18 protein-coding genes, 1 pseudogene and 1 riboswitch are annotated in these 21268 nt (G+C 72.0%); of the genes and pseudogenes, 7 read left to right on the top strand and 12 right to left on the bottom strand.

Annotation, left to right across the window (positions count from 1 at the left end; genetic code table 11):
* The first annotated feature begins 147 nt into the window (after window positions 1-147).
* Together ACIQPT_RS31135 and ACIQPT_RS31130 are read left to right on the top strand one after the other, a co-directional pair.
* Window positions 148-777 (top strand): uridine kinase, encoded by a 630-nt coding sequence (locus ACIQPT_RS31135; protein ID WP_401160711.1) that lies wholly within the window; start codon window positions 148-150, stop codon window positions 775-777.
* A 358-nt stretch (window positions 778-1135) separates the two neighbouring features.
* Window positions 1136-3040, top strand: coding sequence for an AAA family ATPase (locus ACIQPT_RS31130; RefSeq protein ID WP_401160733.1), 1905 nt, complete (start codon window positions 1136-1138; stop codon window positions 3038-3040).
* Between the two features lie 44 nt (window positions 3041-3084).
* Here ACIQPT_RS31130 and ACIQPT_RS31125 read toward each other — a convergent pair whose 3' ends face one another.
* The 10 genes from ACIQPT_RS31125 to ribD form a co-directional block, all read right to left on the bottom strand.
* Window positions 3085-4191, bottom strand: coding sequence for a hemolysin family protein (locus ACIQPT_RS31125; protein WP_401160709.1), 1107 nt, complete (start codon window positions 4189-4191; stop codon window positions 3085-3087).
* On the bottom strand, window positions 4188-5546 hold the full coding sequence (locus ACIQPT_RS31120) for a hemolysin family protein (RefSeq protein ID WP_401160707.1): 1359 nt from the start codon (window positions 5544-5546) through the stop codon (window positions 4188-4190). Before ACIQPT_RS31120 ends, ACIQPT_RS31125 begins: the two co-directional genes overlap by 4 nt.
* Window positions 5547-5738: 192 nt before the next feature.
* Window positions 5739-6227 carry a PH domain-containing protein gene (locus ACIQPT_RS31115; protein ID WP_401160705.1) on the bottom strand — a complete coding sequence of 163 codons (489 nt, stop codon included), beginning with the start codon at window positions 6225-6227 and terminating at the stop codon, window positions 5739-5741.
* A 45-nt stretch (window positions 6228-6272) separates the two neighbouring features.
* Window positions 6273-7121 (bottom strand): ATP phosphoribosyltransferase, encoded by an 849-nt coding sequence (gene hisG, locus ACIQPT_RS31110; RefSeq protein ID WP_401160703.1) that lies wholly within the window; start codon window positions 7119-7121, stop codon window positions 6273-6275.
* Between the two features lie 68 nt (window positions 7122-7189).
* Complete coding sequence (locus ACIQPT_RS31105; RefSeq protein WP_003970410.1) at window positions 7190-7462, bottom strand: phosphoribosyl-ATP diphosphatase; 273 nt, start codon at window positions 7460-7462, stop codon at window positions 7190-7192.
* Between the two features lie 35 nt (window positions 7463-7497).
* Window positions 7498-7983, bottom strand: coding sequence for a 6,7-dimethyl-8-ribityllumazine synthase (gene ribH / locus ACIQPT_RS31100; protein ID WP_401160701.1), 486 nt, complete (start codon window positions 7981-7983; stop codon window positions 7498-7500).
* A 41-nt stretch (window positions 7984-8024) separates the two neighbouring features.
* Complete coding sequence (locus ACIQPT_RS31095) at window positions 8025-9320, bottom strand: bifunctional 3,4-dihydroxy-2-butanone-4-phosphate synthase/GTP cyclohydrolase II (RefSeq protein ID WP_401160699.1); 1296 nt, start codon at window positions 9318-9320, stop codon at window positions 8025-8027.
* Complete coding sequence (locus tag ACIQPT_RS31090) at window positions 9317-9961, bottom strand: nicotinamide riboside transporter PnuC (RefSeq protein ID WP_401160697.1); 645 nt, start codon at window positions 9959-9961, stop codon at window positions 9317-9319. The genes ACIQPT_RS31095 and ACIQPT_RS31090 overlap by 4 nt, the downstream gene beginning before the upstream one ends.
* Window positions 9958-10566, bottom strand: a complete 609-nt coding sequence (locus ACIQPT_RS31085; RefSeq protein WP_401160695.1) for a riboflavin synthase — start codon at window positions 10564-10566, stop codon at window positions 9958-9960. The genes ACIQPT_RS31090 and ACIQPT_RS31085 overlap by 4 nt, the downstream gene beginning before the upstream one ends.
* Complete coding sequence (ribD, locus tag ACIQPT_RS31080; protein ID WP_401160693.1) at window positions 10567-11676, bottom strand: bifunctional diaminohydroxyphosphoribosylaminopyrimidine deaminase/5-amino-6-(5-phosphoribosylamino)uracil reductase RibD; 1110 nt, start codon at window positions 11674-11676, stop codon at window positions 10567-10569.
* 173 nt (window positions 11677-11849) lie between these two features.
* Window positions 11850-11980, bottom strand: a riboswitch (FMN riboswitch).
* 310 nt (window positions 11981-12290) lie between these two features.
* Here ribD and ACIQPT_RS31075 point away from each other — a divergent pair.
* Window positions 12291-14648, top strand: coding sequence for a chitinase C-terminal domain-containing protein (locus ACIQPT_RS31075; protein WP_401160691.1), 2358 nt, complete (start codon window positions 12291-12293; stop codon window positions 14646-14648).
* A gap of 119 nt (window positions 14649-14767) precedes the next feature.
* On the top strand, window positions 14768-15514 hold the full coding sequence (locus ACIQPT_RS31070) for an SDR family oxidoreductase (RefSeq protein ID WP_401160690.1): 747 nt from the start codon (window positions 14768-14770) through the stop codon (window positions 15512-15514).
* Between the two features lie 93 nt (window positions 15515-15607).
* On the opposite strand, the gene ACIQPT_RS31065 is transcribed toward ACIQPT_RS31070, so the two are convergent.
* Entirely contained in the window at window positions 15608-16798 is a 1191-nt protein-coding gene (locus tag ACIQPT_RS31065; protein ID WP_401160688.1) for an ROK family protein, read from the bottom strand.
* Window positions 16799-16981: 183 nt separating this feature from the next.
* Here ACIQPT_RS31065 and ACIQPT_RS31060 point away from each other — a divergent pair, with 183 nt between their 5' ends.
* Both ACIQPT_RS31060 and ACIQPT_RS31055 read left to right on the top strand, forming a co-directional pair.
* Window positions 16982-18211 carry an MFS transporter gene (locus ACIQPT_RS31060; RefSeq protein ID WP_401160686.1) on the top strand — a complete coding sequence of 410 codons (1230 nt, stop codon included), beginning with the start codon at window positions 16982-16984 and terminating at the stop codon, window positions 18209-18211.
* Between the two features lie 294 nt (window positions 18212-18505).
* Window positions 18506-19909 (top strand): uracil-xanthine permease family protein, encoded by a 1404-nt coding sequence (locus ACIQPT_RS31055; protein ID WP_401160684.1) that lies wholly within the window; start codon window positions 18506-18508, stop codon window positions 19907-19909.
* A gap of 141 nt (window positions 19910-20050) precedes the next feature.
* Here the strand turns inward: ACIQPT_RS31055 and ACIQPT_RS31050 are convergent.
* Window positions 20051-20260 (bottom strand): annotated as a pseudogene (locus ACIQPT_RS31050) (MarR family transcriptional regulator); the annotation flags it as partial.
* A gap of 62 nt (window positions 20261-20322) precedes the next feature.
* Between ACIQPT_RS31050 and ACIQPT_RS31045 the strand changes: the two are divergent.
* On the top strand, window positions 20323-21252 hold the full coding sequence (locus tag ACIQPT_RS31045; RefSeq protein WP_401160682.1) for an LLM class flavin-dependent oxidoreductase: 930 nt from the start codon (window positions 20323-20325) through the stop codon (window positions 21250-21252).
* The last annotated feature ends 16 nt before the right edge of the window (window positions 21253-21268 follow it).

Below are 21268 nucleotides of genomic sequence, written 5' to 3'. Positions count from 1 at the left end.
ATGCCGTTCGGTGCGCCAACTATCCCGGGTCCGGGCCGGATCGGGCCAGCGGTTCGGCAGTCGTCGCCGGACCAATATGGGTCTGGACCACTGGCGTGACCTGCGGCGGTTCCGGGACGCTTTCGTGCCGGAACGTACCCTGGAGCCATGGACGACCTGGCCCGCCACGCCGATGACCTCTGCTCACTGCCCCCTTCCTGCGGGCCGGTCCGGCTCGTCGCGGTCGACGGGCACGCCGGTTCGGGCAAGAGCACCTTCGCCGCCCGTCTCGCGGCGGCGCTGGGCGGTGCGCCGGTCCTCCATCTGGACGATCTCGCCACGCACGAGGAGCTGTTCGGCTGGCCGGGGCGGCTGCTGGAGCAGGTGATCCTGCCGCTCTCGCGCGGCGAGGCCGCCCGCTATACCCCGTACGACTGGACGGAGCGCCGCTTCGGCCCGGCGCGGGTGCTGGAGCCGGCCCCGGTGGTGCTGGTGGAGGGGGTCGGTGCGGGACGCCGGGAGGTGCGCCCGTGGCTGGCGGCGCTGTGCTGGATGGAGCTGGACCGGGAGACGTCCTGGGAGCGGGGCCGGCGCCGGGACGGGGCCGGGCTCACCGGGTTCTGGGACGGGTGGACGCTCGCCGAGGAGCGGCATTTCGCCGAAGATCCCTCACGGCCGTACGCCGACGCGCTGGTACGCCAGTTGCCCGAGGGGTACGCGTGGCTCCCGGGGCCTCGCGCGACAGCGGGAGCGAACCAATCCGTCACGCACGGTAGCCAGGACGTCCCGCCATACTGAGCAGTCGGAATTCGGCCCGGAACAGCCTCAACTCTGCTTGACCGGGGGGCCTTACTGGTCTTACGTTCTCATTGTGCGGCTTTTCGGAGCCCCCGCAGACGCGAAGCCCCCGGTTGTTCCCCCGTGATCGGGGGCTTCGTTCTGTGCTCCCGCCCCCGGACCGGCGACCACGCAGAGCGATTCACTCACCCTGGGTCACCGTCCCGAAGGTCCGTCATCGAGCGGTCGCCTCCCCCGTGCGCAGGTACGATGCAGCTCGGTGTGGTCAATTCCCTTCCTCCGCGCCGTGATTCAGCACGCTCAGGTGGGCATGCTGTGCGGGCGGGACATCCTGGGGGCACGGTTTGTGGGGGACCTGATGGACATCGGCACACAGGGCGCTGGCGCCCCTGCCGACCTCGCCTGGCTGCGTGGCATGGACGCCTACACGATGGGCGCCTACCCGCAGGCGGAGGAGGAATTCAGAGCCGCGGTGCGGTTCGATCCCGGCATGGCGGACGGCTGGCTCGGCCTCCACGCGCTGCGCATCGACACCACCACAGCCCTGTTACGCATGTACCGGCACCGCGACCGCTTCGGCGAACAGCGCGCACGCCACCGACGTACGCTCAACTCCTGGTACTGGCTGGGCTGGTGGGTGCAGCCGGTGCTGGAGAGTCAGCGCGATCTGCTGCTGGCGCACGCCTCGCACTGGCTGGACGGACGCCATGTGCCCGAGCTGGACCGGGCGTTGGCGGGGCTGCCGCCGGTGGACGCGGATCCGCAGGTGCGGTTCCTGCACGCCTGCCGCTCGTATCTGGTCAAGGACTGGGAGCAGTTGGTGCGCTGCACGGAGCAGCTCGTGGACGATCCGATGCTGGGCATCGAGGCGGGTCTGTTCGGCGGGATGGCCCGCGTACGGCTGGAGATGTTCGGGCAGGCGGAGCCGCTGCTGTCGGCCGCGCTGATGCGCTGCCGCAGCGAGCAGCCGCAGCGCAAGGAGCTGCGCTACTGGCTGGCGCGGGCCCACGAGGGCACCGGGCGCAGTGCGGCCGCCCTGCCGCTGTACCGGGCGGTGCACCGGGTCGACCCGGCCTTCATGGACACCTCCGCCCGGCTCGCCGCGATTTCCGAGGGCGACGGGTACGACGAATCGGCGGATCTGGCCGCCGTGACCCTGACCGGTTTCGGTTCGGGGGGCGCGGGGGCGGAGCCGCTGCCGGAGAGCGACGCGCTGCTCGGCACCGATCTGGTGGACGGGCGCGAGTCCTGGCCGGTGGGCGAGGCGGGGCTGCTCGGCGACGACCCGGCCCCCGGTCCGCCGCCGCCCGTCGAGGGCGCCCGCCGCACCAGGACCCGGAAGCCGCCGCCCTTCCCCGCCGGGCCCAGCGATCCCGCCCTGCTGGCCGAGGCGCTGGCGCAGCTGGAGCGCATGGTCGGACTCGATCCGGTGAAGCGGCAGGTCAAAGCGCTCTCGGCACAGTTGAACATGGCCCGGCTGCGGGCCGAGCAGGGCCTGCCCGTCCAGCCGCCGAAGCGCCACTTCGTCTTCTCCGGCCCCTCCGGCACCGGCAAGACCACCGTGGCGCGCATCCTGGGCCGGGTCTTCTACGCCCTCGGGCTGCTCGGCGGCGATCATCTGGTCGAGGCGCAACGGTCCGATCTGGTGGGTGAGTTCCTGGGGCAGACGGCGGTCAAGGCCAATGAGCTGATCGACTCGGCGCTGGGCGGGGTGCTGTTCGTCGACGAGGCGTACAGCCTGGCCAACTCCGGTTACAGCAAGGGCGACGCGTACGGCGACGAGGCGCTCCAGGTCCTCCTCAAGCGGGCCGAGGACAACCGGGACCATCTCGTCGTCATCCTCGCGGGCTACCCCGAGGGGATGGACCGGCTGCTCGCCACCAACCCGGGCCTTTCCTCCCGCTTCACCAGCCGGGTCGACTTCCCCAGCTACCGGCCGCTCGAACTCACCGCGATCGGCAGCGTCCTGGCCGCCGAGAACGACGACGTGTGGGACGAGGAGGCGGTGGACGAGCTGCGCTCCATCAGCGGCCATGTGGTGGACCAGGGCTGGATCGACGAGCTGGGCAACGGCCGGTTCCTGCGGACGCTGTACGAGAAGAGCTGCGCCTACCGTGATCTGCGGCTCTCCGGCTATCCGGGCGAGCTGACCCGTCAGGACCTCTCCACGCTGCGGCTACCGGACCTGATGCAGGCGTACGGCGAGGTGCTGTCGGGGCGCGGGCCGGTGGGCCGGGGGAAGCAGGAGCCGGGCGCGGGGTGACACCGTGCCGGGAGCGTCGGCTCCCGGCACGATGTCACCTCACGTCAGTGGACCAGGGCCCCGGGCGCCGGGAGCTCCGGCGTCTTCGGCACGTCCACCGTGCGGCGGGGCACCGACACCGTCCGGTGGGCCGGGTCGCGCACCTCCCCCACCAGCGTCTCCAGGACGTCCTCCATGGCGACCAGGCCGAGGATCCGGCCCGATCCGTCCGCGACCTGCGCCAGGTGCGTCGCGGCGCGGCGCATCACGGTCAGGGCGTCGTCCAGCGGGAGTTCGGCCCGTACGGTCGCCATCGGGCGCCAGATCTGCTGCGGGACCGCCCGGTCGGCGTCCTCCACCTCCAGGACGTCCTTGACGTGCAGGTAGCCCATGAAAGGGCCGCCGCCGTCCGCGCAGACCGGGAAGCGGGAGAAGCCGGTGCGCACCGTCAGCTCCTCGATCCGGCGCGGGGTCACGGACGGGTCGACCGTGACGAGCGACGCCCGCTCCAGCAGGACGTCGGTGACGGGCCTGCTGCCCAGTTCGAGGGCGTCCTCCAGGCGTTCGGCCGCCTCCGGTCCGAGGAGACCGGCCTGGCCGGAGTCCTCCACGAGCCGGTTGAGCTGCTCGCTGGTGAAGACGGCCTCCACCTCGTCCTTCGGCTCGACGCCGAACAGCCGCAGCACCAGCCCGGCGCAGGCGCCGAGCGCGGTGGTGACCGGGCGGCAGAGCCGGGCGAAGGCGACCAGGCCGGGGCTGAGCCAGAGCGCGGTCCGCTCGGGCGCGGCCATCGCGAGGTTCTTCGGGACCATCTCGCCGATGACCAGGTGCAGGACGACCACGGACAGGAGCGCGAGGGCGAAGCCGAGCGGGTGGACGAGCCCGTCGGGGAGGTGCGCCGCGTGGAAGACCGGCTCCAGGAGACGGGCGACGGTCGGTTCGGCGACGGCTCCGAGGGTGAGGGAGCAGACGGTGATGCCGAACTGGGCGGCGGCCATCATCTGCGGCAGGTTCTCCAGGCCGTGCAGGACCGTGCGGGCCCGGCCGGAACCCTGGGCGGCCAGTGGTTCGATCTGGCTGCGGCGGACGGAGACGAGGGCGAACTCGGCGCCGACGAAGAAGCCGTTCGCCAGCACCAGGAGGGCGGCGAGGAGGAGTTGGAGCATGCTCATCGCGCGGCCTCCAGCAGGCCCCGTGCGGCCGTCTCCGGCAGCGGGTCGGGCGTCCGGGTGAAGCGGACCCGTTCGGCGCGGTAGTGGCCGACCTGGCGGACGGAGATCCGCCAGCCGGGGAGCTCGGCCCGGTCGCCGGGGGCGGGGATGCGGCCCAGCAGGCCGGCGACGAGCCCGGCGACGGTCTCGTACGGCCCCTCGGGCACGTCCAGGCCGTTCCGGCGCAGGGTGTGGACCCGGCAGCTGCCCTCGGCGTCCCACACCGGGCGGCCGTCCTCGCCGACGGCGGCGGTCAGTTCGGGGCGGCCCTCGCCCTCGGCGTCGTGCTCGTCGCGGACCTCGCCGACGAGCTCCTCGATGATGTCCTCCAGGGTGACGACGCCGGCGGTGCCGCCGTACTCGTCGACCACCACGGCTATGGGCTGTTCGTGGCGCAGCCGCCGCAGCAGCGGTTCCACGGGCAGGGTCTCCGGCACCAGGAGCGGGGGGACGGCGATCCGTCCGGCCGGGGTGCGCAGGCGCTCGGGGGCGGGGACGGCGAGGGCGTCCTTGAGGTGGACCATGCCGATGACCTCGTCGATGCGGTCCCGGTAGACCGGGAAGCGGGAGAGGCCGGTGGCGCGGGTGAGGTTGAGGACGTCCTCGGCGGTCGCGGAGGAGTGCAGGGCACTGACCTTCACCCGGGGGGTCATGACGTGCTGGGCGGTGAGGCCGGCCAGCGAGAGGGTCCGGACGAAGAGGTCGGCGGTGTCCTGTTCCAGGGCGCCGGCCTCGGCGGAGTGCCGGGCCAGGGAGACCAGTTCGCCCGGGGTGCGGGCGGAGGCCAGTTCGTCGGTGGGCTCGACGCCCAGGAGCCGCACCAGCCGGTTGGCCAGGGCGTTGAGGAGGGTGATCACCGGCCGCAGGAGACCCGCGAAGCGGGCTTGCGGTCCGGCGACGAAGCGGGCCACCTGGAGCGGCCGGGAGACCGCCCAGTTCTTGGGCACGAGTTCGCCGACGACCATCTGCACGGCCGAGGCCAGCAGCATCCCGACGACGACGCCGACGCCCGGGACGGCCCCCGCGGGCAGTCCGGTGGCGGTGAGGGGTCCGGCGAGCAGCTGGGCGAGGGCCGGTTCGGCGAGCATGCCCACCACCAGGGAGGTGATGGTGATGCCGAGCTGGGTGCCGGAGAGCTGGAAGGAGAGTTCGCGCAGGGCTTCGACGACGGTACGGGCCCGTCGGTCGCCCTCGGCGGCGGCGCGTTCGGCGTCGGGCCGGTCCACGGTGACGAGCCCGAATTCGGCTGCCACGAAGAATCCGTTGGCGAGGATGAGGAGAAAGGCCGCACCGAGGAGCAGCAGGGGGGTGGTCATGAGGCCGCCGCCTCCGGGGAAGGGGCGGCGCAGGTATTACCGGACGATCCGTCCATTGCTGGAGGGAGTCACTCCTTGGGTCGCAGGAAAGCCCCGCGGGCCCGGGGTGGGGCCGTGGAACGGGCGGGGCGGGGCGCGCGGGGCGCCGCCGCCCACCAGAGTAGACAAGAAGGCCCCGCGCCGGGCGGGGGCTCAGCCGTTGCCGGGGGTGTCGTCGCTTCCGGGAGTGCCGTCGCTTCCGGCGGCGTGCGACTCGGCGAGGTCGCGCAGGGCGCGGGCGTCACGGATGGCCTGCTGCTTGGCCAGACCGGGCTGGATGCCGAGGGCGGGCAGGCTCGTGCCGTCGCTGAGGTCGAGGAAGACCCAGGGGTCGCCGGAGCGCAGGTTGACGCGGAGGATCTCCTCCCACGCCAGCCTGCGGGACCGGGTGAGGTTGACGACGGTGACCCCGGTGTCGTCGGCGGTGACCCGGGGCCTGCTGAGCAGGGCCAGGACGCCGAAGAAGAGTGCCGCGACGAAGATGAAGCTGGCCCGCTCCCCCGGGTTGAGCCGCTCCAGCATCAGGGCGATGACCGTGATGACGAGGAACATCGCCAGGCCCACGCTCAGCAGGACCACCCGGGTGAGGGTGGGCCGAAAGGTGACCGGCAGGGTGGGGAGTTCGGGCCTGGGCGCGGACATCGGGGTCTTCTCTCGGGGGGTGCGGGGTGGCCGGGGCCGGGGCCGTCAGAGGCGGCAGGCGTGGATGGCCGTGGTGAGGATGGCGCGGGCGCCGAGCTCGTACAGGTCGTCCATGATCCGCTGGGCCTCCTTGGCGGCGACCATGGAGCGGACGGCGACCCAGCCCTCGTGGTGCAGCGGGGAGATGGTCGGCGACTCCAGGCCCGGGGTGAGGGCGACGGCGCGCTCGAGGTGCTCGACGCGGCAGTCGTAGTCCATCATCACGTAGGACCGGGCGACCAGGACGCCCTGGAGGCGGCGGAGGAACTGCTGCACCTTGGGGTCGTCGGCGGGGGCGCCGTTGCGCCGGATGACGACGGCCTCGGAGGTCATGATGGGCTCGCCGATCACTTCCAGTCCGGCGTTGCGCAGGCTGGTGCCGGTCTCGACCACGTCGGCGATGATCTGGGCGACGCCGAGCTCGATGGCGGTCTCGACCGCACCGTCGAGGTGGACGACGGAGGCCTTGACGCCCGCCCGGTCGAGGTGGTTGGCGACGATGCCCTCGTAGGAGGTGGCGATCGTCATGCCGTCGAAGTCCTGCGGGCCCGCCGCGGTGCCGGGCTTGGTGGCGTAGCGGAAGGTGGAGCGGGCGAAGCCGAGCTGGAGGATCTCCTCGGAGTCGGCGCCGGAGTCCAGCAGCAGGTCGCGGCCGGTGATGCCGATGTCGAGCTTGCCGGAGCTGACGTAGATCGCGATGTCGCGGGGGCGGAGGTAGAAGAACTCGACCTCGTTCTCCGGGTCGACCAGGACCAGTTCCTTGGACTCCTTGCGCTGCTGGTAGCCGGCCTCATGGAGCATCGCCATCGCAGGCCCGGAGAGTGAACCCTTGTTGGGGACGGCGATGCGCAGCATGAGGTCAGCTTCCTTCGTGCGGAGGAGAGAAAGGGAAAGGGACGGGGGCGTGCGGTGCTCGGACCTGCTCAGAGATGGGCGTAGACGTCGTCGAGCGAGATCCCGCGGGCGACCATCATCACCTGGACGTGGTACAGCAGCTGGGAGATCTCCTCGGCGGCGGCTTCCTTGCCCTCGTACTCGGCGGCCATCCAGACCTCGGCGGCCTCCTCGACGACCTTCTTGCCGATGGCATGCACGCCCTTGTCCACCAGTTCGGCGGTGCGGGAGGTTGCGGGGTCGCCTTCGGCGGCCTTGAGCTGGAGCTCGGTGAAGAGCTCTTCGAAGGTTTTGTTCGCCATGATGGTCCTCAGAATACGGGGTCGCCGGGCGGCACTCAGCGCCAGGGTTCGCTGACGGTCCGCAGCGTGGCGGCGGTGGCCACGGCGGCGGTGACCGCTTCGTGCCCCTTGTCCTCGTTGGACCCTTCGATGCCCGCCCGGTCGAGTGCCTGCTCCTCGGTGTCGCAGGTCAGTACGCCGAAGCCGACGGGAACACCGGTGTCGACGGTGACCTGGGTGAGGCCGAGGGTGACGCCCTGGGAGACGTACTCGAAGTGGGGGGTGCCACCCCGGATGATCACGCCGAGGGCGACGATCGCGTCGTAGCCGCGTCCGGCGAGCACCTTGGCGACGACGGGCAGCTCGAAGGAGCCGGGGACGCGGAGCAGGGTCGGCTCGTCGATGCCCAGCTCGTGCAGGGCGCGCAGGGCGCCGTCGACGAGGCCGTCCATGACCTTCTCGTGCCACTGGGCCGCGATCACGGCCACGCGCAGGTCGCCGCAGTTGCGTACGGACAGTTCGGGTGCACCCTTGCCGCTCATGTCTCTCCTGATGCTGGTGATGTGCTGTTCGGTGGTTCGCGTTACTGGTTGGCGCAGGTCGACGCGGGGGCGTCGAGCCAGGGCAGGTCGTGGCCCATGCGGTCGCGCTTGGTGCGCAGGTAGCGCAGATTGTGCTCGCCGGCCTGGACGGGCATGGGTTCCCGGCCGGTGACGGCGAGGCCGTGGCGGACGACGGCCGCGGTCTTCTCGGGGTTGTTGGTCATCAGCCGCAGGCTGGTGACGCCGAGGTCCGCGAGGATCTGCGCGCCCGCCGCGTAGTCGCGGGCGTCGGCGGGCAGGCCGAGCTCCAGGTTGGCGTCGAGGGTGTCCACGCCGCGCTCCTGGAGTTCGTACGCGCGCAGCTTGGAGAGCAGGCCGATGCCGCGCCCCTCGTGACCGCGCAGATAGACGACGACGCCCCGGCCCGCTTCGGTGATGCGCCGCATGGAGGCGTGCAGCTGGGGGCCGCAGTCGCAGCGCTGGGACTGGAAGATGTCGCCGGTCAGGCACTCGGAGTGGATCCGGACGAGGACGTCCTCGCCGTCGCCGATCTCGCCGTGGACCAGGGCGACGTGCTCGACGCCGTCGACGCTGGAGCGGTAGCCGTACGCGGTGAAGTCGCCGAACGCGGTGGGCAGCCGGGTCTCGGCCTCGCGGTGGACGGTCGGCTCGTTGCTGCGGCGGTAGGCGATCAGGTCCTCGATGGAGATGATCGTCAGGCCGTGCTTGCGGGCGAAGGGCACCAGCTCGGGCAGCCGCAGCATGACGCCGTCCTCGCCGGCGATCTCGACGATGGCCCCGGCGGGGCGGAGCCCGGCGAGCCGGGCGAGATCGACGGCGGCCTCGGTGTGGCCGTTGCGGACGAGGACGCCGCCGGAGCGGGCGCGCAGCGGGAAGATGTGGCCGGGCCGGACGAAGTCGCCGGGTCCGGCGACGCCGCCCGCGAGCATCCGCAGGGTGGTGGCGCGGTCGGCGGCGGAGATGCCGGTGGTGACGCCGTGGGCGGCGGAGGCGTCGACGGAGACGGTGAAGGCGGTCTGCATCGACTCGGTGTTGTCGGCGACCATCTGCGGGAGGTCGAGACGTTCCAGCTCGTCGCTCTCCATGGGCGCGCAGATCAGGCCGCGGCACTCGCTCATCATGAAAGCGACGATCTCCGGGGTGGCCTTCTCGGCGGCGATGACGAGGTCGCCCTCGTTCTCGCGGTCCTCGTCGTCCACGACGACGACGGGCCGGCCGGCGGCGATGTCACGGATGGCCTGCTCGACGGGGTCCAGGGAGAGGTCCTGGGCGAGCGGGTCGTGGCCGGGGTGCAGCCAGGTGGGCTGAGCAGTCATGCCGTGGCTCCTTCCAGAGCGGGTGTCCGCGTACGCAGCCACCAGTCGCGCATGCCCCACAGGACGAGGGCGCCGTAGATGATGTAGACGAAGCCGGAGAAGGCGAAGCCGTTGGCGAAGTTCAGCGGGACGCCGACGAGGTCGACCAGCAGCCAGGCGAACCAGAACTCGACCATGCCGCGGGCCTGGGCGTACATCGCGACGACGGTGCCGACGAAGATGTACGCGTCCGGCCACGGGTCCCAGGACAGCGACGGGAAGGCGGTGAACAGGCCGCCGACGGCGAGGGTGCCGATGGCGGCGGCGCCGACCAGCACGCCGCGCTCGCGCCAGGTGGCGAAGCGGACGGCGATGGAGCCGTCCTGCGCCTGCTGCCTGCCCCGGTTCCAGGACCACCAGCCCCACAGGGCGACGACGATGACGACCAGCTGCTTGCCCGCGCTGCCGGAGAGGTGCGCGGAGGCGAACGCGGTGAAGAGGATGGCGCCGGCGAGCAGCTGGGCGGGCCAGGTCCAGATGGAGCGTCGCCAGCCGAGGGCCAGGGCTGCCAGGCCGATGAGGTTGCCGATCATGTCGGCCCACTTGATGTGCTGGCCGAACACGGTGAAGGCCTCGGAGTTGAGCCAGGAGACGGCGTTCATCGCGGGTCCTGCCCGGCCCGGTCCCCGAGCAGCCGCTCGACGTACTTGGCGAGGACGTCCACCTCCAGGTTGACCGGGTCGCCGGGCTGCTTGTGGCCGAGCGTGGTCAGGTCGAGGGTGGTGGGGATGAGGCTGATGGTGAAGTGGTCGGCCTCCGCGTCCACGACGGTGAGGCTCACGCCGTCGACGGTGATGGAGCCCTTCTCCACGACGTAACGGGTCAGCTCGGGCGGCAGGGAGACCTTGACGAGCTCCCAGTGCTCGGAGGGGGTGCGCTCGACGATGGTGCCGGTGCCGTCCACGTGGCCCTGGACGAGGTGTCCGCCGAGCCGGCCGCCGAGCGCCATCGGGCGTTCCAGGTTGACCCGGGAGCCGGTGGTGAGCGCGCCGAGGCTGGAGCGCTTCAGGGTCTCGGCCATCACGTCGGCGGTGAACTCGCCGTCGCCGGTGTCCACGACGGTGAGGCAGACGCCGTTCACCGCGATGGAGTCGCCGTGCTTGGCGCCCTCGGTGACGACGGGGCCGCGCAGCCGGAAGCGGGAGGCATCCGCCAGCCGCTCGACGGCGGTGACCTCACCCAGTTCTTCGACAATTCCGGTGAACACTCAGTTTCCCTTCCGAGCAGGGGCGGGGACGGCGGGGACGGCCGTGACGCGCAGATCGGGGCCGATCCGCACGGTCTCGGTCACATCGAGGCGCAACGCCCGGGAGATGGTGGTGATTCCGGCGTCGGCGAGGGCGGCGGGGCCCGCGCCGAGCAGGACCGGGGCGAGATAGCCGACGACCTTGTCGACCTTTCCCGCGGCGACGAACGCACCGGCGAGGGTGGGGCCGCCTTCGAGGAGTACGGAGAGGACGCCGCGCTCGTGCAGGGCGACGAGGAGGGCGTCGAGGTCCAGGCCGCGTCCGGTGGCGGAGCGGGGCAGGCGCAGGACGGCGGTCTCGGGGAGGTGGTCGGCCGGGGCGTCGTCGGCGACGGCGACCAGGGTGGGCGCGGTGTCGTCCAGGACCCGGGCGCCGGGCTTCACGGCGGTGGCGCCGGTGTCGACGACGACCCGCAGCGGCTGGGTGGCGCCGTCGATGCCGCGTACGCCCAGCTGGGGGTCGTCGGTGCGGGCGGTGCCGGAGCCGACGAGCACGGCGTCGGCCTCGGCGCGCAGCCGGTGGACGTCCGCGCGGGCCTCGGGCGAGGTGATCCAGCGGCTGGTGGCGTCGGCGGCGGCGATCCGGCCGTCGAGGGTGGCGGCGTACTTCCACAGGACGTACGGCCGGCCGAGGCGCACCGAGGTCAGCCAGGCGGCGTTGCCCGCCTCGGCCTCCTCGGCGAGGAGGCCCTGCTCGGCCCGGACCCCGGCCCGGCGCAGGGTGTCGCCACCCCCGGTGGCCTGCGGGTTCGGGTCGCCGACCGCGTACACGACACGGCTGATCCCGGCGGTGAGGAGGGCCTGGGCGCAGGGGCCGGTGCGGCCGGTGTGGTTACAGGGTTCGAGGGTGACGTAGGCGGTGCCGCCGCGGGCCCGCTCGCCGGCCGCGCGCAGGGCGTGGACCTCGGCGTGCGGCCCTCCGGCGCGCTGGTGGAAGCCTTCGCCGGCCAGGGCTCCGGCGGCGTCGGTGATGACGCAGCCGACGACCGGATTGGGGCTGGTGGAGCCGAGACCGCGCGCTGCGAGCGTGATCGCTCGGCGCATGGCGGTGATGTCGGCTGCGGTGTCCACCGGGTCCTCCTGCCTCTTCGGGCACGGACTCCGGGGCCTGTCGATGACGACAGATGAAGCGGCTCATCAGGGGAAACGCCGAAAACCCGCGGACGGGAACGCCAGGAACGCACGGAGTCCCGGGAGATTCCCGGCCATGCGTCCGCCGACGGCGGCGTACCGATGACAAACCGCCGCGCACTGCCTCCCATCCGGACTTTCACCGTCGGTCCAGGAATTTCACCTGGTCAACCGGCCGCTGGCTGCGGACGGGTCGCGGACTGTAACCGCCGGTTCGGAATTGCACCGACCCCGGAGTGCGCTGCTATTGGTACGAAACCAGTCTGCCACGGACGTCTCGCGGCCATGCGGGTGAGTGATGTGGGCTGGGTCACAGCGAGCGCGGCAGATCCCTGGCGCGTTCCGGTCGGCGCGAAGTCGACAACGTAGTCATCGGCGGACCATCGGAAAAGTTGACCGTTAAAGGTCCAGACCTATTGACGCACTGGTCTAGTCCTCTTAATCTCTGCGTCACCTCCGAGGTTCGGTCCGGCGGTGTGCGCACACCAGGACCCCGACACGACCCACCCCTTTGCCAGTTGTGTTCTGCCGACCTCCCCAGGAGGAACGACCACATGCTGTCCCCCACCCGAGCGAGAGCCACGCTGCTCGCCGCCGGCGCCGCCGTCGCCGGACTGCTGCTGAGCTCACTCGCCGCAGGTCCGTCGGCCGCCGCCGACCAGACCTCCTGTCGACCCGACGGGCTGTACCAGACCCCCGGCGTCGATGTCCCCTACTGCTCCGTCTACGACGCCGACGGCCGCGAGAAGATGGGCGCCGACCACCAGCGGCGCGTCATCGGTTACTTCACCAACTGGCGTACCGGCAAGGACGGCAAGGACGCCTACCTCGTCCCGGACATCCCGTGGGACAAGGTCACGCACCTCAACTACGCCTTCGCGCACGTCGACGGGTCCAACAAGCTTTCGGTCGGCCCCGACAGCGCCGACAACGCCTCCACCGGTATGACCTGGCCCGGTGTCGAGGGCGCGGAGATGGACCCGGCGCTCCCCTACAAGGGGCACTTCAACCTGTTGACGAAGTACAAGAAGCTGCACCCGAATGTGAAGACCCTGGTCTCCGTGGGCGGTTGGGCCGAGACGGGCGGCTACTTCGGCCCCGACGGCGAGCGGGTCGACTCGGGCGGCTTCTACTCGATGGCGACCAACGCCGACGGCTCGGTCAACCAGACGGGCATCAACACCTTCGCCGACTCGGCCGTCGACTTCATCAAGAAGTACGGCTTCAACGGCGTCGACATCGACTACGAGTACGCGACCACGATGAAGGACGCGGGCAACCCGCTGGACCACGCGCTGTCCAACGGCCGCCGCGCCGGGCTGGTCCAGGGCTACGACGCCCTGATGAAGACGCTGCGCGAGAAGCTCGACCGCGCGGGCGAGGCCGACGGCAAGCACTACCTGCTGACCGTCGCCGCCCCCTCCTCCGGCTATCTGCTGCGGGGCATGGAGACGTACCAGATGCAGAAGTACCTGGACTACGTCAACATCATGTCCTACGACCTGCACGGCGCCTGGAACGAGTACGTCGGCCCGAACGCCTCCCTGTTCGACGACGGCAAGGACGCCGAACTGGCGCAGGCGGGCGTGTACTCCACCTCGCAGTACGGCGGCACCGGCTACCTCAACACCGACTGGGCCTACCACTACTTCCGCGGCTCCATGCCGGCCGGCCGGATCAACATCGGCCTGCCGTACTACACCCGCGGCTTCAAGAACGTCGAGGGCGGCACCGACGGCCTGTGGGGCAAGGCGGCCACGACCGAATGCCCGGCGGGCGCGGGTCTGACCACGTGCGGTGACGGCGCGGTCGGCATCGACAACCTCTGGCACGACAAGGACACCAACGGCAAGGAATCGCCCGCCGGTTCCAACCCGATGTGGCACGCGAAGAACCTGGAGAAGGGCATCGTCGGGGACTACGTCACCGACTACGGCTTCCCCGCGGACACCCAGCTGACCGGCACGTACGCCCGTAAGTACGACTCCACGCTGGTCGCCCCGTGGCTGTGGAACGCCCAGAAGAAGGTGTTCCTCTCCACCGAGGACGAGCAGTCGGTGAAGGCCAAGGCCGACTACGTCGTGGACCAGGGCATCGGCGGCACGATGATCTGGGAACTGGCGGGCGACTACCGGTGGAACGAGGCAAAGGGGCAGTACGAGACCGGCTCCACGCTGACGACCGCGATGTACGACGCGTTCAAGTCGGCGGCCCCGTACGGCGCGAAGCGCTCCACGATCGACCTGCCGACCGAGGCGCTGGACATCGACGTCTCCTTCGGGCAGTTCCCGCTGGGCGACTCCAACTACCCGATCAGCCCCAAGCTGAAGATCACCAACCGGACCCAGGCGACCCTGCCGGGCGGTACGGAGTTCCAGTTCGACTACTCCTCCTCCGCCCCGGCCAACGCCAAGGACCAGTCCGGCTTCGGTACGACGATCATCCGCAGCGACCACACGGCGGCCGACAACATCGGCGGCCTCAAGGGCGACTACAACCGCGTCTCGCTGAAGCTCCCGGCCTGGCAGACCCTGGCCCCCGGCGACTCGGTGGAGCTGGACTTCGTCTACTACCTGCCCACCTCCACCCCGTCGAACTGGACCGTGACCTTCGACGGGAAGTCCTACTCCCTCGCCGGTGACCTGGCCCGCGGCACCACCGTGGTCGAGCCCGGCACCGGGACCGGCCCCACGCCGACCCCGGACCCGACCGGCCCGACGCCGACGCCGACCCCGACCCCGACCGAGCCGGGCGGCGACTGCTCGGCCGCGGCCTGGGACGCGGCCACCGAGTACGGCGGCGGCTCCACCGTCAGCCACGGCGGCCACGAGTGGAAGGCCTCGTGGTGGACGAAGGGCGAGACGCCCGGATCCACCGAGTGGGGCGCCTGGAAGGACCTCGGCGCCTGCTGATCCCTCCATCGACCGCCCGGCGATCCGTCCTGTGACCGCCGGGCGGTCCCTCCCGTGACCGCCGGACAGGCCCCGGAGGCATTCCGGCGCACCGAACCCTGTTCTGGCAGGCTGGCCCCATGACGACGATTCTGGTCACCGGCGCCACCGGAACCCTCGGCCGGCAGGTCGCGGAGCGGCTGCGCGCCGAGGGGGCCGACGTCCGCGGGCTCAGCCGGCGCTCCCCCTCGTACGCCGTCGATCTGCGCGACGGCAAGGGGCTGGACGCGGCGGTCGAGGGGGCGGACGTGATCGTCCACTGCGCCACCACCCCGCGCGGCGGCGACGACCGGGCGGCGGGGTTCCTCCTCGACGCGGCGGAGCGGGCCGGGACGCCGCACCTTCTCTACATCTCGATCGTCGGCGTGGACCGGCTGCCGCTGGGCTACTACACGGTCAAGCACCGGGTCGAGCAGATGATCGAGAACTCCGGGCTCGGCTCGACGATCCTGCGGACCACGCAGTTCCACGACCTGGCCCTGCGCATCCTGTCCGGCGCGGCGAAACTGCCCGTGCTGCCGGTGCCCGCGGGCGTGTCGCTCCAGCCGGTCGACAGCGGCGAGGTCGCCGACCGGCTCACGGCCCTGGCGCTCGGCGGTCCGGCGGGCCGGGTGCCCGACCTGGGCGGCCCCGAGGTCCGTGAGCTGACCGACCTCGCCGGGGCGTTCCTGCGGGCCACCGGCCGCAGGCGGCGGGTGGTGCCGGTCCGGCTGGCGGGCAAGGCGTACGCGGGCTACCGGCGCGGCGATCATCTGTCACCCGAACACGCCGTGGGGACCGTGACGTTCGAGGAGTTCCTCGACCGCCGCCACCGCCACCCGGCCTGAGCCCGCGCGAACCGGCCACCTGCGGGTCAGCGGGTCAGCGGGTCAGCGGGTCAGCGGGTCAGCGGGTCAGCGGGATCCTCGCGGGGGGGGCGGTCAGCCCTCCGGTGCGAACAGCGCGTCCTGCGCCGCGTCCCGCGCGGTGATCAGCGCACCGCGCAGCACGGCCCCGTCGCCCAGCGAACCAGCGCGGACCTCGGTGCGCAGCGGGGACATCGTGGCCAGCCGCTCCTCGACCCGGGCGGCGAGCGCGGCCCCGCCCGCATGGCCGACGGCCCCCGCGAGCAGGACGCAGCCCGGGTCGAGCACCGAGACGACGGCGGCGGCGCCGAGGGCGAGGCGGTCCGCCAGCTCCTTCAGGAAGGGCTCGCCGGTCTCCCCCGCCTCCAGGGCGGTCCGCACCGCGTCCACGGCCGCCGCCTCCTCCCGGCCGTCGGTCGGCGCGCCGAGCTCCACGAGCCCGTGCCCGGCGGCGAGTTCGCAGAGCGCGACGGAGCCGGCCAGCGAGTGGAAGCCGCCCTCGCAGTTGACCGCCGAGGGCAGCCCGCTCACCCCGGGAACGGGGAGGAAACCGATCTCCCCCGCACCGCCGGACGCGCCCTGACGCAGCTTGCCGTCCAGCATCACGGCGGCCCCGATCCCCTGGCCGAGCCAGAGCAGGACGAAGGTATCCCGGTCGTGGGCGGCGCCCTCCCGGTGCTCCGCGACGGCCGCGAGATTGGTCTCGTTCTCCACCAGGACGGTGGCGGGCAGCCGCCGCTGGAGCTCCCGCACCAGGCCCCGGTGCCAGGCGGGCAGCCCGGTGGTGTCGCGCAGTTCGCCGGTGACGGGGTCGATCAGCCCGGGCGCGCCGACACCGACGCTGTGCAGCGGTACGGATCCGGCTTCGCGGGCGGTGCGCTCCAGCAGGGCGGCGGCCTGCTCGACGGCCGGTCCGGTGCCGGTGTCGCTGCCGATGGGCAGGGAGCCCTCGGCGAGGGTGGCCCCCAGCAGATCGGTGACGACCACGCCGACGCTTCCGAGGCGTACGTCGAGCGCCGCGAGGTGGGCCCGGTCGGCGACGATCCCGTACAGCCGGGCGTTGGGTCCGCGGCGGACGGCGCCGGACTCGCCCACGACCCGGATCAGCCCGGCCCCCTGGAGCCGCTCGACGAGGTCGGCGACGGTGGGGCGGGAGAGTCCGGTCAGCGTCTTGAGCTGGGTGGCCGTCAGCGGGCCGTCCTGCTGGAGCAGCCGCAGGGCCAGCCGGTCGTTGATGGCCCGAGCCGTGCTCGGTGATGCGGGCATAACCGGGATCCTTCCAGATCGTCGCCGCGCCGCTTCCGGGGCGTTCCCCGAGGCGTTCTCCGGGGCACGAAGTAACGACTATTTATCAGGCAGGGTTCCTGATAGTTTACGCCACGCATCGTCGCAGGGGAGCGCCGGGACGGCCGGGGCATCCGAGAATTCCCAGGGGAGGGACACGACGGCATGACGAACGACTCGACCGTCACGGTCTACAGCGCGGACCAGGTGAAACGGGCGCGGATCGCCGTCGCCGCGGTCTTCACCGTGCACGGGGCGGTGACCGGCAGCTTCGCGACCCGGGTGCCGTGGATCCAGGATCACGCCGGGGTGAGCGCGGGTCAGCTCGGACTGGCGCTGGCCTTCCCGGCGATCGGCGCGTCGATCGCGATGCCGCTGGCCGGCCGGATCAGCCACCGGTTCGGGGCGCGGACCGCCCTGCGGGGGCTGCTGGCGCTGTGGACGGTGGCGCTGATCCTGCCCGCCCTCGCACCGAGCCTGGTCACGTTGTGCGCGGCGCTCTTCGTCTACGGGGCGACGGCGGGGATGTCCGATGTCGCGATGAACGCGCTGGGCGTCGAGGTGGAGAACCGTCTCGACAAGTCGATCATGTCGGGTCTGCACGGCATGTGGAGTGTGGGCGCGCTGATCGGTTCGGCGGCGGGCACGGTCGCCGCTCACACCGGTACCGACGCCCGTCTGCACCACGTCATCGCGGCTCTGGTCCTCACGGCGCTGGGGCTGATCGCGTGCCAGGGCGTCCTCGATCTCCAGAGCAGTCCGGAGGAGGAGCCGCCGCCGCGTTTCACGCTGCCGCCGAAGTCGGCCCTGATCATCGGGGCGGTCGGATTCTGCGCGGTGTTCGCCGAAGGGGCGAGCCTGGACTGGTCGGCGGTCTACCTGCGGGACGTCCTGGACAGCTCCGACGGTCTCGCGGCGGCGTCCACCACGGCGTTCGCCCTGATGATGGCGGTGGCCCGGATCGCCGGGGACCGGATCGTCGACCGGTTCGGCGCGGTCCGCACGGTGCGGACCGGTGGGCTGATGGCCACCGCGGGCGGCCTGCTGGTGGTGTTCTCGCCCTCCGCCGCGGCCGCGATGTGCGGCTTCGGGCTGCTGGGCCTGGGCGTGGCGGTCGTGGTCCCGCTGGCCTTCGCCGCGGCGGGGCGCAGCGGACCGAACCCGAGCCAGGCCATCGCGGGCGTCGCCACCATCACGTACACCTCCGGTCTCATCGCCCCCTCCGCGATCGGCTCGCTGGCCGAGGCGACCTCGCTGGTGGTGTCGTTCGGCGTGGTGACGGTGCTGGCCTTCGGCCTGGTGCTGGGCGCCGGGGTGCTGCGGTCGGCCGACCGGAAGGTCACCGGCTCGGCGGTCGGCGGCGGTACGACGACGAAGAGCGCGGCCGGAAGCTGACCGGGGCCGGACCCGGGCCGACCCGGGCCGAGCCGGACCGAGCCGAGCCGAGCCGAGCCGAGCCGAGCCGAGCCGAGCCGAGCCGAGAGGAACGGCGTGTGCGCGGCGGCGGGAAACGGGCGGCGCACGAGCGGTACGAGGACGGGAACGCGGTACGGCGGCGCGCGGCGGGTGACCTCCGCGTGGACGCCGTCCGCCGCACCACTACCATGGCGCTGATCTTTTCCGCAGGTGAACACCGAAGCCCGGATCGCGGACCGGCCGGCACACCGAGCAGACCTTCAGGGAGCAACCATGAGCCTCGGCGTGCGCTGGACCTTGCACGGCGACGGGAAGACACCGGCGCCCGGGGCGGTGGTGCGCCCCGACGAGCGGCTCTCCTGGCCCCGTACGTTCGGACTCGGCGCACAGCACGTGGTGGCGATGTTCGGGGCGTCGTTCGTCGCGCCGGTCCTGATGGGCCTCGACCCGAACCTCGCGATCATGATGTCCGGCGTCGCGACCGCGATCTTCCTGCTGGCGACCAAGGGCCGGGTGCCCAGCTACCTGGGCTGCTCGCTCTCCTTCGTCGGCGTCGCGGCCACGATCCGGGCGAGCGGCGGCGATGTCGCCACCATCACGGGCGCGGTGTTCGTGGTCGCGGTGGCCCTGTTCCTCGTGGGTCTCGCCGTGCAGCGGTTCGGTGCGCGGATCATCCACGCGGCGATGCCGCCGGTGGTGACGGGCGCGGTCGTGATGCTGATCGGCTTCAACCTGGCGCCGGTGACCGCGTCCACGTACTGGCCGCAGGACCAGTGGACAGCGCTCGCGGTGATGCTGTTCACCGGCCTCGCCGTGGTGTGCCTGCGCGGGTTCCTCTCCCGGATCGCGATCTTCCTCGGGCTGGTCTTCGGGTACGTGCTGTCCTGGGTCCTGGACCTGGTGTTCGGCAAGATCCACTCTCCGGCGGGCGGCGCGGAGGCCGTCGACCACTGGCGCCTCGACCTGTCCGCCGTCGGCTCGGCCGACTGGATCGGACTGCCGTCCTTCCACGCGCCGAGCTTCGAGTGGTCCGCGATCCTGGTGGCGCTGCCCGTGGTGATCGCGTTGGTCGCGGAGAACGCCGGGCATGTGAAGGCCGTGGGCGAGATGACCGGGGACTCGCTGGACGACAAGCTCGGCACCGCCATCGCGGCGGACGGTGCGGCGTCGATGCTCTCCACCGCCGTGGGCGGGCCGCCCAACACCACGTACTCCGAGAACATCGGCGTGATGGCCGCGACCCGGGTCTACTCCACGGCCGCGTACTGGGCGGCGGCCTGCTTCGCCCTGCTCTTCGGCCTGTGCCCCAAGTTCGGCGCGGTCGTCGCCGCGATCCCGGGCGGGGTGCTCGGCGGGATCACCGTGATCCTTTACGGGATGATCGGCCTGCTCGGCGCGCAGATCTGGCTCAACGGCCGGGTGGACCTGCGTAATCCGCTCAACCTCGTCCCGGCCGCCGCGGGCATCATCATCGGCGTCGGCGGGGTCAGCCTGAAGATCACCGACAACTTCGAGCTGGGCGGTATCGCGCTCGGCACGATCGTCGTGATCACCGGCTACCACGTGCTGCGGGCCTTCGCCCCGGCCCATCTCAAGACGCAGGAACCGCTGCTGGACTCGGGCACCTCCGCGTACGACGAGGACGCCGCCGAACCCGAGGGACCCGAGAAGTCCTGAGTCGCCGGTCAGCAGCGCCTGGTCCCGGGGCGAGAGATCGCGGACCATCCGGTCCAGTTCGGCCGTCACTTCGCCATGGGTCCCCATCGCCAAGCGGGTGCCCTCCTCGGTCAGCTCCACCCAGCAGCCGCGACGGTCGCTCTCGTCCCGGGAGCGGATCAGCAGCCCCCGCCGCGCGGCGCGGTCCACCAGACCGCTCAGGCTCGACTTCTCCAGGTGCAGGGCCTTGCCGAGTTCGTTCATCCGGGCCCGGCCACGGACGAGGACGGCGCACAGGAGCTCGGCCCGCTGCTGGGTGAGGTCGTGCCGGCGTCCCGCGTCCGCGAACAGATGCAGGACGAGGTGCGACAAATTTTGGGATCACGAACCATATCCAGAGCAAGGGCACGCTCGGCGAAGGAAGGGAACGGAACATGACCGTACAGAGAGTCGTCTTCGGCTTCGGTGCGCCGACCGGTTTCGACGATGTGCCCGGACTGCTGCGGGCCACGGAACAGGCAGATCGCGACGGCCTCGACCACTTCTCGCTGCCGGACCATCCCTACCTCGGCGACCGCCTCGACGCGTACGCCGCCATCGGCTTCGTCCTCGGCCGGACGCGGAACATCGCGGGCATCGCCAACGTCAGCAATCTGCCGACCCGGCCGGCTCCGATGCTGGCCAGGACGGTGACGACCCTGTCGGCGCTCTCCGGCGGGCGCATCGTGCTCGGTATGGGCGCGGGCGGCCTGTGGGACCGGATCGCCGACCTGGGCGTGGACCGGCTCTCGCCGGGCGAGGCCGTGGACGCCTTCGAGGAGGCGATCGTGCTCATCAGGTCGCTGGGCGGCGGCGGCGCGCCGGTCACGCACCGAGGACGGCACTACCGGATCGACGCGATCGAACCGGCACCCGTGGCGGTGCCGCCCGTGTGGACCGGGTCGGTGGGCCGCAAGTCGCTGGCCGCCACCGGCCGGGTGGCCGACGGCTGGATCCCGGGCCATGCGGCGGACTGGCTCAGCGAGCGCTACCGCGAGTCGCGGCCCGTCATCGACGAGGCGGCGGCGGCCGTGGGCCGCGATCCGGGCGAGATCCGGACCGTCTTCAACCTTCCCGGACGCATCACCGACCGGCCGTCGGCCGCGCCGCGCGACCGGGCCGGGCGCTGGGTGGGCGGTTCCGTCGGCCAGTGGACCGAGGAGCTGACCGGTGCGGTGCTGGAGCACGGCGCGTCGGGCTTCACGCTCTTTCCCTCCGGCGACGAGGACCCCGACGTCACGGTCGGCCACTGGGCCCAGGACATCGTCCCGGCCGTCCGCGAGGCCCTCGCGAAGGAGTACGGCACAGCGGCGGAAAGCCCGTGAGCCGGAGCAGCCGGTG

It is taken from the genome of Streptomyces sp. NPDC091289, assembly GCF_044757365.1.
Classification (GTDB): Bacteria; Actinomycetota; Actinomycetes; order Streptomycetales; family Streptomycetaceae; genus Streptomyces.
Note: the sequence above shows the minus strand (reverse complement) of the source record. Positions and strands in the feature narration are given on the sequence as shown.